The organism is Pelagibacterium lacus (assembly GCF_003345525.1).
Classification (GTDB): domain Bacteria; phylum Pseudomonadota; class Alphaproteobacteria; order Rhizobiales; family Devosiaceae; genus Pelagibacterium; species Pelagibacterium lacus.
This window is the reverse complement of sequence record NZ_QQNH01000013.1, coordinates 59,563-74,551: the sequence shown is the minus strand read 5'-3', so window position 1 is coordinate 74,551 and position 14,989 is coordinate 59,563. Positions and strand designations below refer to the sequence as shown.

At 55.1% G+C, this 14,989-nt stretch carries 13 protein-coding genes and 1 pseudogene; 13 read left to right on the top strand and 1 reads right to left on the bottom strand.

The features are described from left to right. The 10 genes and pseudogenes from DVH29_RS16525 to DVH29_RS10430 all read left to right on the top strand — a co-directional run. A partial coding sequence (locus tag DVH29_RS16525; RefSeq protein WP_210206252.1) for a hypothetical protein occupies positions 1-245 on the top strand: 245 nt, incomplete at its 5' end. A 91-nt stretch (positions 246-336) separates the two neighbouring features. Further along, positions 337-1,188: a substrate-binding domain-containing protein gene (locus DVH29_RS10470; RefSeq protein WP_114646121.1), complete on the top strand. Its 852-nt coding sequence runs from the start codon at positions 337-339 to the stop codon at positions 1,186-1,188. Between the two features lie 92 nt (positions 1,189-1,280). After that, positions 1,281-2,116, top strand: a pseudogene (locus DVH29_RS10465) (IS5 family transposase). 729 nt (positions 2,117-2,845) lie between these two features. Then, positions 2,846-3,907, top strand: coding sequence for a hypothetical protein (locus tag DVH29_RS10460; RefSeq protein ID WP_114646120.1), 1,062 nt, complete (start codon positions 2,846-2,848; stop codon positions 3,905-3,907). A 24-nt stretch (positions 3,908-3,931) separates the two neighbouring features. Beyond that, a complete protein-coding gene (locus tag DVH29_RS10455; RefSeq protein WP_114646119.1) occupies positions 3,932-5,278 on the top strand; it encodes an MmgE/PrpD family protein in 1,347 nt (448 codons plus the stop codon). A gap of 15 nt (positions 5,279-5,293) precedes the next feature. Next, a complete protein-coding gene (locus DVH29_RS10450; RefSeq protein ID WP_114646118.1) occupies positions 5,294-6,073 on the top strand; it encodes an SDR family NAD(P)-dependent oxidoreductase in 780 nt (259 codons plus the stop codon). A gap of 44 nt (positions 6,074-6,117) precedes the next feature. Next, complete coding sequence (gene hyi, locus DVH29_RS10445; protein WP_114646117.1) at positions 6,118-6,891, top strand: hydroxypyruvate isomerase; 774 nt, start codon at positions 6,118-6,120, stop codon at positions 6,889-6,891. Between the two features lie 11 nt (positions 6,892-6,902). Beyond that, positions 6,903-7,787 carry a 2-hydroxy-3-oxopropionate reductase gene (locus DVH29_RS10440; RefSeq protein WP_114646116.1) on the top strand — a complete coding sequence of 295 codons (885 nt, stop codon included), beginning with the start codon at positions 6,903-6,905 and terminating at the stop codon, positions 7,785-7,787. A gap of 39 nt (positions 7,788-7,826) precedes the next feature. Next, positions 7,827-8,639 (top strand): SDR family oxidoreductase, encoded by an 813-nt coding sequence (locus DVH29_RS10435; RefSeq protein WP_114646115.1) that lies wholly within the window; start codon positions 7,827-7,829, stop codon positions 8,637-8,639. A 159-nt stretch (positions 8,640-8,798) separates the two neighbouring features. Then, positions 8,799-10,244: an NAD-dependent succinate-semialdehyde dehydrogenase gene (locus DVH29_RS10430; protein ID WP_114646114.1), complete on the top strand. Its 1,446-nt coding sequence runs from the start codon at positions 8,799-8,801 to the stop codon at positions 10,242-10,244. A gap of 54 nt (positions 10,245-10,298) precedes the next feature. Here the strand turns inward: DVH29_RS10430 and DVH29_RS10425 are convergent, their stop codons facing one another. After that, positions 10,299-11,339 carry a LacI family DNA-binding transcriptional regulator gene (locus tag DVH29_RS10425; protein WP_114646113.1) on the bottom strand — a complete coding sequence of 347 codons (1,041 nt, stop codon included), beginning with the start codon at positions 11,337-11,339 and terminating at the stop codon, positions 10,299-10,301. Positions 11,340-11,803: 464 nt separating this feature from the next. Between DVH29_RS10425 and DVH29_RS10420 the strand changes: the two genes are divergently transcribed. The 3 genes from DVH29_RS10420 to DVH29_RS10410 all read left to right on the top strand — a co-directional run bounded on the left by DVH29_RS10420 (position 11,804) and on the right by DVH29_RS10410 (position 14,926). Then, a complete protein-coding gene (locus DVH29_RS10420; RefSeq protein WP_114646112.1) occupies positions 11,804-12,808 on the top strand; it encodes a Bug family tripartite tricarboxylate transporter substrate binding protein in 1,005 nt (334 codons plus the stop codon). 66 nt (positions 12,809-12,874) lie between these two features. Beyond that, positions 12,875-13,402: a tripartite tricarboxylate transporter TctB family protein gene (locus tag DVH29_RS10415; protein ID WP_114646111.1), complete on the top strand. Its 528-nt coding sequence runs from the start codon at positions 12,875-12,877 to the stop codon at positions 13,400-13,402. Between the two features lie 21 nt (positions 13,403-13,423). Further along, the gene (locus tag DVH29_RS10410; protein ID WP_114646110.1) at positions 13,424-14,926 is read left to right on the top strand and encodes a tripartite tricarboxylate transporter permease; all 1,503 of its coding nucleotides are present in this window, start codon (positions 13,424-13,426) and stop codon (positions 14,924-14,926) included. Positions 14,927-14,989: the final 63 nt, after the last annotated feature.

Sequence of the window (14,989 nt, the reverse complement as noted above, 5' to 3'; positions counted from 1 at the left end):
ATAGGTGGACGACTTTTAAGCCGCCCGCAGCAGGACAATCCAGCCGCTACCGTGGACTAATTTTGCACCGCCGTTCTCAATCATCCCGAAGCTTCACCGCCGCCGCCATCGCAAACCTCCAACCGTTTGCGATGGTGAATCACGACAAACTCAAGCCAGAAACCCCTCGTGAGTCAGATTCCACAGGTTTTGGTATAACATCAGAAATGGGCCGTTCATTGCGCTTGATGACTGCTGTGAGATAATAGACGTCATCGCCTTGAAAATTTTGGCAACTGGGGCTCATTCCGGTGGCGATGCCATTGTCGGGACAGTCTATTTGCGGGGTTCAATTATATGAAGTTGGCGGTCGTTCTAAGTTCAGCAGGCCCGGAGCTCAAAGCACTTGTTCGCGCTCTAACACTTCGCGGGAAGAACATTGGAGTTCAAGTTGGCTTTACACAGGCCAAGCAGCTTAAGCCTATCGGGCTCGCTGACGCGTTGAATGCGGCTCTGGACGAGGGGGTCGATGCCATCGCATTCCAGGCGTTGGATCATCCAGCCGTTCGCGACGTCGTGCTGAAAGCGTTGAGCAAAGATGTGCGCGTTGTCGCTTTGCTGTCGCCGCTGGATGGGCTGGAAGGCTCTCACTATGTCGGGTTGAACAATCGATCCGCCGGCCGGACCGCCGGAGCGCTGATGAGCAGCATCGTGCGAGAGCAAGGCACTGCAGCGGTAATGTGGAGCGGGTACTTGTTCCGAGCTCACGAACTGCGTGAGAGCGCGTTTAGGAGCGTGATGCGTTCCGCAGGGGGACGCTTTTTTCTGTCAAATATCATCGGCTATGATGATGAAAAGAGAAACTACAAACAGGTTCTCAAGTTTCTCGATGAGTTTTCCGATCTGATTGGAATTTATAGCGTCGGAGGTGGACATGTCGGCATCGTTAATGCTCTCGCCGAGCGGGGGCTCAGCAAAAAAGTCAAGCTCATAGTTCATAACCTTACCCCGGACACACGTAGACTGCTTCTGAGCGATGAAGTCGACTTCGTTCTGCATCCGGATATGGAAAAGGTTGCCGAAAAGACGCTTGAGGTTGTGACGTCAGCAAATGCGACGTCATCTCAAAATTATATTCCGATCGAAATTATTACCAAGGAAAATATAGAGGATCGGGGCCTGACCCCTGATTATTTTGAATTCCCGTGAAAAACCGCCCATTTAGAGCCGGATCGAAAAGTAGTTGAGTGATATCAAAGGGTTGTGATTCAACCGTCTTTGTCGAGAAGATGGAGGATCCAATGCCCTGGGATGATACCACTCGCCGGCAGCATAACCGGGACCATTTGCGTTATCCAACAGATTTGTCGGATCGGGAGTGGGCGGTTTTGGCGCCGCTGATCCCACCGGCCAAGTCCGGCGGGCGGCCTTGTACGGCCAACATGAGAGAAGTGATGAACGCGATCCTTTATATCGCGGGCAGCGGCTGTCAGTGGCGGGCACTGCCCAAGGACTTTCCCCCGGCGTCCACCGTGCGCGGCTATTTCTATTGCTGGTGCGATACCGGTCTTTTCCAGACCATCAACCACATCCTTGTCGCAGCCACGCGAGAACTGGAAGGACGTGAGGCCTCTCCAACAGCCGGTGTTATCGATAGCTAGTCGGTTAAAACCACGGAAAGCGGGGGGATTTCCGGCTATGACGCGGGCAAGAAGATCAAAGGACGCAAGCGCCATATCATCACCGACACGCTTGGCCTGATGCTGTTCGCACTGGTTCATAGCGCTGACATCCAGGACCGGGACGGTGCGCCCGATCTCCTCAAGGCCATCCGGCACCGCTTCCCCTGGCTGCGCCATGTCTTTGCCGATGGCGGCTACGCAGGCGACAAGCTCCGTTCCGCTTTGGCAGGGTGCGTGAATGGAGCGTTCAAATCATCCGGCGCTCCGATGCAGCCAAGGGCTTCCACGTACTCCCACGCCGATGGGTCGTGGAACGCACGTTCGGATGGTTCGGACGATGCCAAAGGCTGGCAAAGGACTGGGAGAAATCCATCGAAAGCGCAACCGCATGGGTCACTATCGCCAGCATCAGGGTTACGACACGCAGGCTTGCAAACGACTGTGCCATCTCATGAACTTTTGAATCCGGCTCTGAGTGGTTACGCGATAACGGTTATCCAGCGCTCCGCCGCTTCGCTAACTCCAATTCCAGCACAGCGCTGATTTAAGCACGCTCTTCGTTCGGTGCGATTACGCAATATATCGCGCACTCCCGAGCGGAGTGGGCGATTCGCGCCATCCTGGTTGTTCAGGGCTGTCGCGCGGCTGACAAAAATTCAAGATATTGGTCAGCAGACGACAGGCTCATTTCGAGTTTATGCAGACCGGTTCTGGCCGGCAGGACTCACGCGCGCTTGGCTCGCTAATCCCAAACGCATTCCAAATGCCACCCATCCGTACCGTCCGAGTCACAGACGCGGAGGTGACGCTACCGCGCTCTCTATGACGATGTAATCACATCATATACGAGGCTCGAAAGCCAAGGTCAGCCATTTTTAGCTGTTCATACCCTAAAGAAGGCGGGGCAAAAATATTCCAAAACTCTGTTCTTAGAACAATTTTAATATTTAAAATCAATGATATAAAGCTGGCGCCGGTGCACGATCGTTCAGTTATGCAATAAAACATCAATTTGAACCGAACTATTGATCGATAGAAGAAAGTGTCCTATTGATGATGTGCTGCATCAGCATTTTGAGCGTCATTTGAGCTGGCCGCCTCAATGCTGCTCGCCGGCCTCGACGGGGTCGGCTGGCCGCCATGGCGGGCGGTGGCGTAAATCGCGAAGCTGGGAGTAGGAAGTGATGACAAACAGAAACGAGGCGCGCGACTTTGAGGTCGGTGGCGCTCAGCCCGCTCTTGGGCCGGAAGCTCTCGGGCTTGTGCTCAGTAAGATAAATGGCTGGATCGATCGCCATCTTGACGCAGGCGGGAGCTGGAAGGAGGGCGGTGATCTCAGCGCTTACTTCGCACCAATTCTCTTTTGCCTTCAAGTTGGGCGGCGTCAGGATGCCCGGCGTATGCTTGCCCATGTTGAGAAGAACTTGGCCGATCCCGAGGAAGTGTTGCGGCAGGCGGCTTACCGGGATGGAATGGTGTCCTATGTCCCGTCGTGGGTCCTGTTTGGCGCATATGATGCGGAATGCTATGATCTGGCTGCCAGATTGGCGGGATTTGTCGAAAGCTTTCAGGCACCCGGCGGGGGCTTTTTCGGGTCGCGTGACGAGAGAGACGCCCGCGCGGGACAGATTGATTTCGATGCAACAACAATGAGCGTCATCGGTCTGGGGCGCAGCGGCCGCGCGGACTCGGCGGGCCGGGGCGCAGAATTTCTGTTAAAGCTCCTTGCCGCCCAACCCGATCCAGAAAGGGTGATCCTCACCGAGTGGCAGGAGGGTAAAGGCCTTGTACCTGTGGAATCGGTACGCAATCCGGTCTCTGTAGTGGATCATGGTCAAACCTCCCAAAAATATTTTAAGGTCGGATTGATCGTAACTGCGCTTGCCCATGCCTACGGAGCCACTGGCGAAAGGCGGTTCCTGGACGCTGCGATTGCAACTTACGATCAGTCTGTGTCCCGCGCGTCCCAGCTCTGGGATAACACCGCGGCCCACAAGATGTGCTGGGCCAGCACGACGCTATTTGCCGTCACTGGCGAGCCGAGATTTGCTCAGCATTCGTGGCGCTACGCAAGCCATCTGGTGACCAACCAGAACGACGACGGAACGTTCCACTATCCCGAAATCTGGCCCGAATTCCCCCCTCAACGTTGGGAAATGATCCCGAACATGATGTGCCAATTTGGCCTTTGGTTGGCACGAACGGCGCAAACGCCCAATCCGGCTTCAGCCGCGCTTTTGTCATAGCATTTTTTTGAACGGAGATAAGAGTTGAAGATCGATCGTACGACGATGGAGCTTGCAAGGTTCGCCGCTGGAACACGCTTCATCGATATTCCCGATGATGTCCTTGAATTTGCCAAGAGTCTGCTTTTGAAAACGCTGGCAGGAATGCTGGTGGGATCTGATCACGAAGCGTCCCGCAAATTTGCCGCAATTGTTCGCAACCGCAAATTGCCGACCGACGCAACCGTGCTGGGGGCAAATTTCAAGACCTCTCTTTGGGAAGCGGTCTTGCTCAATGCGTTTTCGGCGCACGCCTCCGAACTGGAGGACGATAAATTCGATCGCAATGGTGGCGGTGTCAGCTGGGACATAACCGTGATACCCGCGCTCGTTTCCTTGGCTGAAGTGCATAGGGTGTCGGGTCGTCAACTGCTGGAGTCGATTGCGGTTGGGCTCGAAGTTCACGCCCGAACCAATATTTACAGTGCGCAGCATCTCGCCCTTCATTGCCTGCCCGGTGCTGTCGGACCGGCTGTTGCTGTCGCGCATTTGCTCAAGCTTAATGCGGACCAAATTGCCAACGCCATGGGATTGGCGATGTCCGCACCCGCTAACTGGGAAGGCAATTTCGGAACCGACGCTCACTTTTATGAGTCGGCCGTGCAGTCGATGCAGGGTCTGATCGCGGGTGAGATGGCACGCGAGGGTATGACTGGGGCCGGTCAGTTGACGGCCTATCTGACCGACATCGTTGGCGAGGGCAAGATCGATGACAATCTTATCCTGCGCGACCTGGGCAAGGTCTGGGAGATGAAAAACATCTGGGTCAAGAAATACCCAGTATGCTTTGCAAACCACCGATACATAGATCTGTTGCTGGGGCTGCAAAAAGAGCACGACTTCCACGTGAACGACGTCGATGTACTTGAGCTGCACACCAGCCCTGCCGAGGATTTTTGCAATCGGCCTGAACCGACCGATGTCGGTGGAATGCAGTTCAGCTTCCAGCATGCGCTCGGCGTGGCACTGGTGGATAGGGATGTGAATTTCATCCATCTCGAGCCGGAAGTTTTGCGGAGCGAAAAATACCAGCTTGCACGCAAAAAGGTGAAGATCGTTCAACACAATGATCGCTCGCACATCGTTAATGTCGATCCAGCCGAAATCGTCGTGAAGTTAAAAGACGGGCGAACCTTCCAAGGCAAGCGCCAATGGCCTGTCGGGGCACCTGAAGAACCACTCACATCAGGTCAAGTGCACGACCTGTTCCGCAAATTTGCACGCAATGTGCTCGTGGAAAGCAAGGTCGAATGGACCATCGATTACGTTGCCGATCTTGAGCAGAAAACCGACATTCATGACCTGCTTTCAGAACTCAAGAACAAATTCTGAGACAGGGGCGATGCCATGGAGCACCAAGTTATGCGCTTAAAAAACAAGACTGCAGTTGTCACCGGCGGTGCCAGCGGAATCGGGCGCGCCAGTGCCATTCGCCTTTCCGCCGAAGGCGCCAAAATCCTCGTCGCCGACATCTCCGAACGCGCTGGAATGTCCGTTGCCGAGGAGATTAGGGATGCCGGACATCAAGCCACGTTTCTAAAGGTGGATATGGCCAAGGAAGACGAAATTTCGGCGATGATCGATAAGGCCGTTTCGCTTTACGGCAGCTGCGACATCCTGTTCAACAATGCCGGTGTCGCCGGTGAGTCGTTGGAAAATACCACGCCGGAAAGTCTGCGCCGCGTTATCGATATCAATCTAAACGGGCCGTTTTTTGCGTGTATGTACGCCATACCGGTAATGAAGAAGCAGGGTGGCGGCGTCATTATCAACACCGGAAGCATCGGCGGTATCAAATCGAGCGGTCGCAGCCCGGCTTATGCCGCGTCCAAAGGTGGTCTGCTTCTGGCCACCCGTACGTTTGCTCGGATCGCCGGAGGCGACAATATTCGCGTTAATGCGGTCTGTCCGGGATCCGTCGATACCGAACAAACGATCGAACATATGGGCAATCCCTCAAGCCCTGAAGGGTTCGAGGCTGCTCAGGCCCGTCGCCTCAGCAGGATCCCGTTGGGCCGCGCCGCAACAGCTGACGATATCGCAAAAGCCGTCGTGTTCCTTGCCAGCGACGAGGCTGCCTATATCACCGGCGAGTCGCTGGTCGTCGATGGGGGTGTGTTGGCCTGATCTAAATCAGGCCAATGACCCGACAGCCTGGCAGAGGAGTTCGTATGCCAAAATTCTGTGCAAACCTGACAATGCTTTTTAATGAAGTGCCGTTTCCCGAGCGGTTTGCCCGCGCGGCCGCTTCCGGATTTGAAGGCGTAGAGTTTCTTTTTCCCTATGAATTCGAAGCTGATGCCCTGAAGGATGAACTGCGAACCCATGGGCTGACCCAGGTCCTGCACAATTTGCCCGCGGGTAATTGGCAGGCGGGGGAACGTGGAAATGCGATTTTCCCCGACAGGACCGAAGAATTTAGGCAGGGCGTAGATAAGGCGATCCGGTACGCGACTACTTTGGAGTGCGACAAGGTCAATTGTCTCGCAGGGATAATGCCAGCCGATGCCGATCCGGACCTTGTTCGCTCGACATTCGTTGAAAATCTGCGCTTTGCCGCACAGCGACTGGGAGAGCACGGCATCAGGTTGCTCATCGAACCGCTCAACCGCTTCGATGTACCAGGGTTTTACCTCAACACCGTCGATCAGGCTGTCGATATCATAAATGAGACGGGAAGCGACAACATTGCCGTTCAGTTCGACCTCTATCATCAGCAGCGCACGCGTGGAGAACTGATCGGTACGTTTCAGACCCACGCAAAGCATATCGGGCACGTTCAGCTTGCCGACAATCCTGGACGTCACGAACCCGGGACAGGTGAGATCAACTTCCCATTCATCTTCCGAACGCTCGATGCGGCCGGCTATGACGGGTGGATCGGGTGCGAATACGCCCCGCTCGGTGGCACCGAAGATGGTTTGGGCTGGATGCAAAACACGTAGGAGATCAAAAAATGGAAAAGATCGGCTTGATCGGACTTGGGGTCATGGGTGCCCCAATGTGTCTTAATCTCCTCGCGGATGGCTACAGCGTTTCGAGCGTCATCCATCGAACGGCGCCAGCCAAGGAGCTGCTCGACGCTGGCCTGGATATCCTCGGTAGTCCGGCCGAAGTTGCCGCAAAATCCGACGTTATTATCCTGATGTTGCCCGAGACCGCGCATGTCGAACGCGTGCTTTTCGGACCGAAAGGTGTCGCCGAAAACCTCAAGGCCGGCGCCCTTGTAATTGATATGAGTTCTATTTCTTTCATTGAAACCAAAGATTTTGCCAAGCGGATCAGGGAGAGCGGTGCAGCATACCTCGACGCCCCGGTGTCTGGCGGTCAGATCGGCGCGATCAATCGCTCGTTGACGATAATGGTTGGTGGTGCCTCGGAGGACTTTGAACGGGCAAAGCCAATTTTCTCCGCACTTGGAAAAAACATCACTTTGATAGGCGATTGCGGTGCCGGACAGGTGGCCAAAGTTGCAAATCAGATCGTTGTAGCGCTCAATATCGAGGCCGTGGCCGAAGCTTTGGTCTTTGCGTCCAAGGCGGGGGTCGATCCGGCCCGGGTCCGCGACGCCCTGATGGGTGGATTTGCGTCATCGCGCATACTTGAGGTGCATGGCGAAAGGATGCTCAAAAGAACTTTCGATCCAGGTTTCCGCATATCTCTTCATCAGAAAGATCTGGACCTGGCTCTTGAAAACGCCAAGGCACTAAAGCTGTCCCTTCCGGCTACCGCGATGGTGCAGGAGTTGTTTAACTCGTGCGCCGCCAATGGCGACGGTGAAAAGGATCACTCGACCCTGGTGACAGCAATCGAACGCATGGCTGCCCATAAGCTGGGCTAGCGTCATCGCGCGACGGAAAACTGGAACGGACAACTTGCTATGCCACTTCAGCCAATTGCCGTTATTGTTGGTGCGACGTCCAAATGGCAGCATGCCGATGGCAGCGACACGTTGCCATTGGAAGTCCGTTGGGGCGTGGGCGGAGCCATTGCCCAGCGGTTTGCCAAAAGCGGATTTCAGATCGTTGTGACGACGCGCCGCGCCCAAAACGCAGCAGAGCTTTGTGCAGCGGTAACAGATATGGGCGGCTCATGCCGGGTCGTTGAAATGGACCTAGGATCCGAGGACTCGGTGGCCGCGGCCTTCAATTCCATTCGAGAACAAGAGGGCGAGCCGGATGCGTTGATTTACAATGCCGGCCACGTCGCGGCCCGCCACTTGCCGGCCGGACAGGAACTTCTCGAATATGTTTCGATAAGCGATTTTGACGTTGCACAAACCGTGAGCTGCCGGGGCCCGTTTCTTGTCGTCAATCAAGTCCTGCCAGGCATGCGAAAGCGGGGCAGCGGGGCGATATTTTTTACAAACAACGCCAGTTGCTTGCGGGGGCGCAAGCGACGTTTCGGTGAATCGCTTTATTATCCGAGAACCCAGCTTCGGGCTTTGGCTCAGGTTCTGACGGACGAATACACCGAGCATGGCATCCACGTCGCAAACGTCATTGTCGACGGCCAAATCGACTCACCTGGTACACGGGCTTTAAGCTCCGGTGAAGACAAGGGGGCAAATCTCGTCAGCCCTGCCGCCGTGGCGGATGGATTCCACTATCTGTACCATCAGGATCCTTCCTGCTGGACGCACGAGATTCAGTTCACGCCCAAGGGATCAAGTGTCAGCAACGAACAATTCTGACCCGGGTCCATACAGGTCAGACGACCGCATTTTTCAAAAGGCGACGATATATTTGGTGCGAAGACCTCACCCGCCAATCACCAATTGCAACGTGCCGTTTAGTTAACCCGCCAGCGGCACCCAAGCGTACCGGTGTTACAACGAAAAGAGCCATCTTCCATGACCAAATTGTTGCGCCAAAATGTCAACCTGATTGATGGAAATTGGGCGCCGGCCGCGTCCGGCGAAACGATCGATGTGATCAATCCGGCTGATGGCAGCATCGTCGGCCGGGTACCGAAAAGCGGAACGGACGAAACCCGCCAGGCAATAGAGGCGGCCGCAAAGGCGTTTGAAACGTTTCGCCATACCTCGGCCCAAGAGCGGGCCGACATGCTTATGGCATTGTACGATGCAATTCGCGCCAATGTGGATGAACTTGCTCACATTCTTACGAGCGAGCAGGGCAAACCGATTTCAGAGGCCCGAGGCGAAATTGGTCTGTCCGCTGCCTATATCCGCTGGTTTGCCGAGGAAGCGCGCCGGGTTTATGGCGATATCGTTCCTTCCCCTTTCAAACATCGCAAGCTGCTGGTGAATAAAGAGCCGATAGGCGTGTGTGCAGCGATAACGCCCTGGAATTTCCCTTCGTCCATGCTGTCGCGCAAGGTCGGGCCGGCGATCGCCGCAGGATGCGCCGTCGTAATCAAACCCGCGTCGCAGACACCGTTTTCGGGTTTGGCCTGGGGCGTACTTGCGGAGAAGGCTGGGATTCCCGAGGGTGTCGTAAATGTTGTCACCGGCTCGGCCAGAGAAATTGGACGTGAGCTGACGGCCAATCCCAAAGTGCGCAAAATCACGTTCACCGGCTCGACCGAGGTGGGCAAGACGTTGATGGCCCAGTCGGCAATGACGGTCAAAAAGGTTTCAATGGAGCTGGGCGGCAATGCGCCCTTTATCGTGTTTGCCGACGCCGATATCGACAAAGCGGTAGAGGCTGCGGTTGTCGCCAAGTACCGCAATTCTGGCCAGACATGCGTATGCACAAACCGGTTCTTTGTGGAGGACGGTATCTACGACCAGTTGGTTGACAAGCTGGCCCAGAGAACGCGTGCATTGAAGGTGGGACCGGGTATCGAGGCCGGTGTTGAGTTGGGGCCGTTGATCGACCTCGATGCAGTGGAAAAAATCGAATCGCTGATTGCCGACGCGCTCGACCGAGGCGCGAGTCTTGTGGCCGGAGGCGGGCGGCACGCATCCGGTGGCACCTTTTTTGAGCCTACGGTTCTTTCCGGCGTCACGACAGAGATGAAAATCTCCAGGGAAGAGATTTTTGGACCGGTTTCGGCCGTTCACCGCTTTTCGGGTGAAGACAAAGTCGTGCGTATGGCCAATGACACCCCTTACGGATTGGCGGCGTATTTCTTCACGCGCGATCTCGGCCGTGCCTTCAGGGTTGCCGATGCCCTGAACTTTGGCATGGTCGGCGTGAATGAGGGCTTTATAACCACGGAAGTCGCGCCATTTGGCGGTGTCAAGGAAAGTGGCGTGGGCAGTGAAGGTGGTCGTCAGGGCATCGAGGAATATCTGGTCACCAAATACGTTTCCCTCGGCGGGTTGGGATAGGGCGACGGGTCGAGCATTTTTCGACCCAAGATGCGCGCGGCACTTTCGGGGGCGCTAGATATTTTCGGGCGTATAGATATCGAACGGAATGTTGATGTTTATCGGCGCCTCGTCTGGCGCCTTCATGATCCTGCACAAGGCATTAACGGCATTGTCGGCGAGCCTTTGTATCGGCGTGTCGATCACAATATCCACATAGCCATCCATTAAAGCACTCCGGGTCGTTGCCGTTAAATCATGGCATACAACCGACAAGTCGCCAGGCGAGAGGTTGTCACGAAGGGCGCGGATGGCCCCATCGTGCCCGCGCCCGACAATGTAGTATCCGACCGTTCCCGAGCGCTCCTGAATGATCTGAGAGGTGATCTCAAAAGCTTCTTCGTCGCTTTGATAGGAGTGTGTGCCGGCGATTCTCAAATTAGGAGCGTGCTGTCGTAGATAGCTCGTAAAGCCGCTTTCACAATCTTCCATTTCGAGATTGTGATAGCCATCGACGTGCAGACCGTCGATAAGTATCTCAACTGAGCCGGTTTTCGAGACGCACCGCTTCATCGCCCATCCCGCGGTTCGGCCTGCCTGACGATCGGCAGCGCCGACATGGCCAGCGGTCGGCGCCTGGGTCAGAGTTGATTGTATTGAAATTACCGGGACCGAGGCGTCTCGCATTCTGCGTATTTCGTCCGCGACCACAGGATGATCGATCGTAGCCACCAAACCGATGGCGTCGGCATTTTCCTCAGCCTCGCGCAATTGATCGACAATGGCCTTGGCTTGAAATTCTTCCACAAAAAGCGCTTGCGCGGTCCCATTGATATCGGGCCGTGCCTCCACGGCGTCAATCAGCGCCTGAGCGAGACTATTCAAATAGGGTGTTTGACCCAGCATCACGAAAGCGAACGCTCGTTCCGGCGAAAATTCGGCCAGCCGACGCTTGAGGAGGGGCTTGGCGAAGTAATTGAGTTTTTCCGCAGCCTCGTTCACCTGCCGTACCGCTTTCTGAGAAACCGGACGGCGTTCATTGAGAACGCGATCTACGGTGGCGGTGCTGACCCCCGCCTTTTCGGCAATATCTGCAATTGTGGGGCGACGAGGCACGGGATGGTCAACTCCATGATGTGAATGTCAAAAGTGCTTACGCTTTATGTACGCCGTGGTGCAACCGCGCGCAATTCTCTCATTGCCTTACAATGCATCCTCTAAGATTGAATTGCATCATGATATCAACATGCGAGCCGGAAATTTATCACAAATTCCGGAGCTTCTACGGGGCATTTTCATATCCTGACGCCGAAGCCGCACGGAGTCGACAAAAAATAGATATATATTACAGTTAGATAAGGCAGAATAGTTTTGAAAATGCAATAAAACATCATTATTTGCCTGTATTCTTGCATAAGTCAATTCGTTGATATAATGATGATGAAGGGTATCATGGGTGGCTTCTAGAAGAGCACCGCATTGGTGCTCACTGCTTTGTATGGCATTCCGGATCACGAGCTGAATCGTGTCTGGACGTCAAAAAATTGCGAAGCTGCTTAACAAGTTAGGAGGAGCAGAGAATGAAGAACTTATTTGCGAGTTTTGCTTTTGCGACGGCTCTGGTCGCAAGCGGAGGCGCTGGTGCGCAGGATTTTCCAAGCAAGCCCATCGAAATTTCCGTCTGGGCGTCCGCAGGTGGTGGAACCGACGGAACGAACCGGTTGCTAGCCCAGGCTATGCAAGAAGAGCTCGGAATGCGTATCAATGTCGTCAACCGCACCGGCGGTGGCGGCGGGGTTGCCATGTCCCATGTCTGGAATCAGCCTCATGACGGATATAGCTGGCTTGGTGCCTCGGAAGGCATGCAGCTCGTCAAGGCAATGGAATATTTCGACAAGGGGACCAGCGACTGGCGTTGGTATATGATTATCGGGGGCACGCCCGGCGTAATTTCCGTGCCGCAGGATTCTCCCTACCAAACGCTTGAAGATCTGCTTCAGGCAGCACGAGACGAGCCGGGCAGCGTGACCGTCGGGCACTGTCCGCTGGGCTGTGTCTGGCATATGCGTGCCCTTGCGCTGGGATTGGCCACTGACGCCGATTTCACCTATGTGCCCTATGATGGGACCGCTCCTGCCCATGTTGCTGCATTGAGCCGTGAAGTCGACGCGGTCGTTTCGGGTGTTGGTGAGCAGGCTGAATATCTTCGCGCCGGAACTTTGCGTCCGCTGGCAATGATCGAGCACGACGATTACGTGCTTGACGACCTGGATCCCATTCCGGCAGCGGGCAAAGAATATCCCGGTATCGATGATATTCCTGCCAGCATGTGGCTGGGTATGGCTATCCCGAAGGACACCGATCCGGCAATTGTCGCGATCATCGACGAGGCATTCGAGGTTGCTGTACAAAGCGAAGCCATCAAGGCATTTGCCGACGAGCGTCGTATGATCGTTTCCGGTATGTATGGCGAAGAAGCCGAGGCAAGACTCCAGATTATGGAAAGCGCGTTGGCCGCGAAGCTCTATGAGCTCTCCATGATCGACAAGTCCCCTGAAGAACTCGGGATTCCGAGCGTGGAATAAGGTAGAGTCAGGTGGCGGGGCTTTGCCTTGCCACCTGTCCCCTCCGCTGAGTTTAGGGAGAAGAGAATGCTGCCGCATCGCGCCAGACGAAAGATGGATATCGTCGTTTCCTTTGCGATGATTTGTTTTGGTATCGTTGTATTGATCGCCGCCAGCCAAATGCCTTGGGCGCCACGAAGCGCGAGCGGAGCCGTCCAATGGTACCTGTCGCCGGGATTGTATCCCGCAACGCTTGGCTTTTTTCTCGTTGTATTCAGCAGCTTTGTGCTTTGGAACGCAGTCAGGGAAGTCGGGATCGGCGATATAGGAACAATGTTCCGTGGCTGGATGCGTAATTTGCCGACGAACCATCCGGTGCATCGCGTCGTCATTGCTATGCTTCTCGTGGGACTTTACATATTCGTCGGTATTGGCCTCGCTGAGTTTTGGATTGTCAGCGCAGTTTTCCTTTTCGTTTTCATAGCACTGTTCTGGTTCCCCGAACCTGGGATGAAATTGGCGCACAGGGTGCCGATATCACTCGCCATTTCCGTGCTTATTCCGCTGGCCGTGGCCTTTGTATTCGAAACCTATTTCTACGTCCCTATGCCGTAGACGCAGAGTCAGAGCGAACAAATGTTTCAATCCTTTCTGAGCCAAATAATTGAGCTTGCAACGCCCCTGAACCTTGGCGTTTTGGTGGGCTCGACCTTCATAGGGATCGTTTTTGGTGTTCTTCCCGGCTTGACCGCGACACTTGCCGTAGCGCTTTTGAGCACATTGACCTTCGGCCTGAACGTCGAGTTGGCGCTGATGGCGATCATCGCTGTCTATGTGGGCGCGATCTACGCCCCATCGCATTCTTCGATTTTGCTGGGTATACCCGGCTCGGCCGCCGGCGCGGCAACCGCGATCGATGGGTATCCGCTGGCCAAGAAAGGGTTGGGCGGGCAAGCGATTGCCACCAGCACCATTGCGAGCGTCATCGGCACGATCTTCGGCCTTCTGGCACTCGTCGCCGTTTCGCCCCTGCTGGTCTCGCTGGCGCTAAATGTCACCTCTGTCGAGTTTTTTCTGATTGCATTATTTGGTGTGCTGATCTGCGGATCGCTCACCTCACCCGATCTTCCCATCAAGGGTTGGATCGCAGGGGTGATCGGTTTGTTGATCGCCGCGATCGGCATCGAGCCGATCCTTGGCTACCAGCGCTTCACATTCGGAAATCCTGCCCTGGCCGGAGGTATCGAAATCGTGCCGGTCATTCTTGGCGGATTTGCGCTGCCTCAAATCTTTCGCGTCTTGCGCAACGAGCATCTGAAAGAAAGCGTGGTCACCAGAATCGGCAATCTGATGCCCAATTGGCGGGCGCTTTGGCAAGCCAAGTTCGGCGTATTGCGGTCTGGATTTTTGGGCGTCGGTATCGGAGCGATTCCCGGCGTTGGCGAAGATATCGCCGCCTGGGCATCTTACGACGTTGCACGAAAATTTGACCGCGATCCGGACAGCTTCGGAACGGGAAATATCAACGGTGTCATAAACCCAGAGACCGCCAACAATGCGGCGATTGGTGGCAGTATCATTCCCGTGCTGACATTGGGCGTGCCAGGCTCTCCGGCAGCGGCGGTTCTGCTTGGAGCACTGAACATCCATGGCATCCGGCCAGGACCCATGCTGCCACATGAGTTTCCCAATTTCATTCCCCAGGTCGCAGCGATGCTCTTTTGGTCGTCGCTTTCGATTCTGGTGCTTGGACTGGCAATGGCCAGACTTTCGGTGCAGGTCCTGAGGCTTCCCTCTTCCGTGCTTATGCCTATTGTCGCATTCCTAGCGGTTGTCGGGTCCTATTCGCTTGGGCTCAACATGTTCAACATCTACATGATGTTTCTTTTCGGCGTGGGCGTGTACCTGATGGAAGAGCTGGGATATCCGGTAACGCCCGTGGTAATCGGACTTATTCTGGGCAGTATGGCGGATGTAAGCCTGCGCAGAGGTCTGTTGGCTGCAAACGGCAGCCTGGAGCCATTTTATACGCGGCCAATCGCGCTGATCCTGATTGCTCTGATCGTTATTTCCCTTAGCTTCCAGAGCAAATTCATCAGGAAGGTGCTGTCGGGTTTCGCCAAAGACAAAGCAGCGTGAATCACCGCAATTAAGAGTCAGCCCCAAGCCGGTGGCACCATAATCGTAAATTTTAGGTCTATT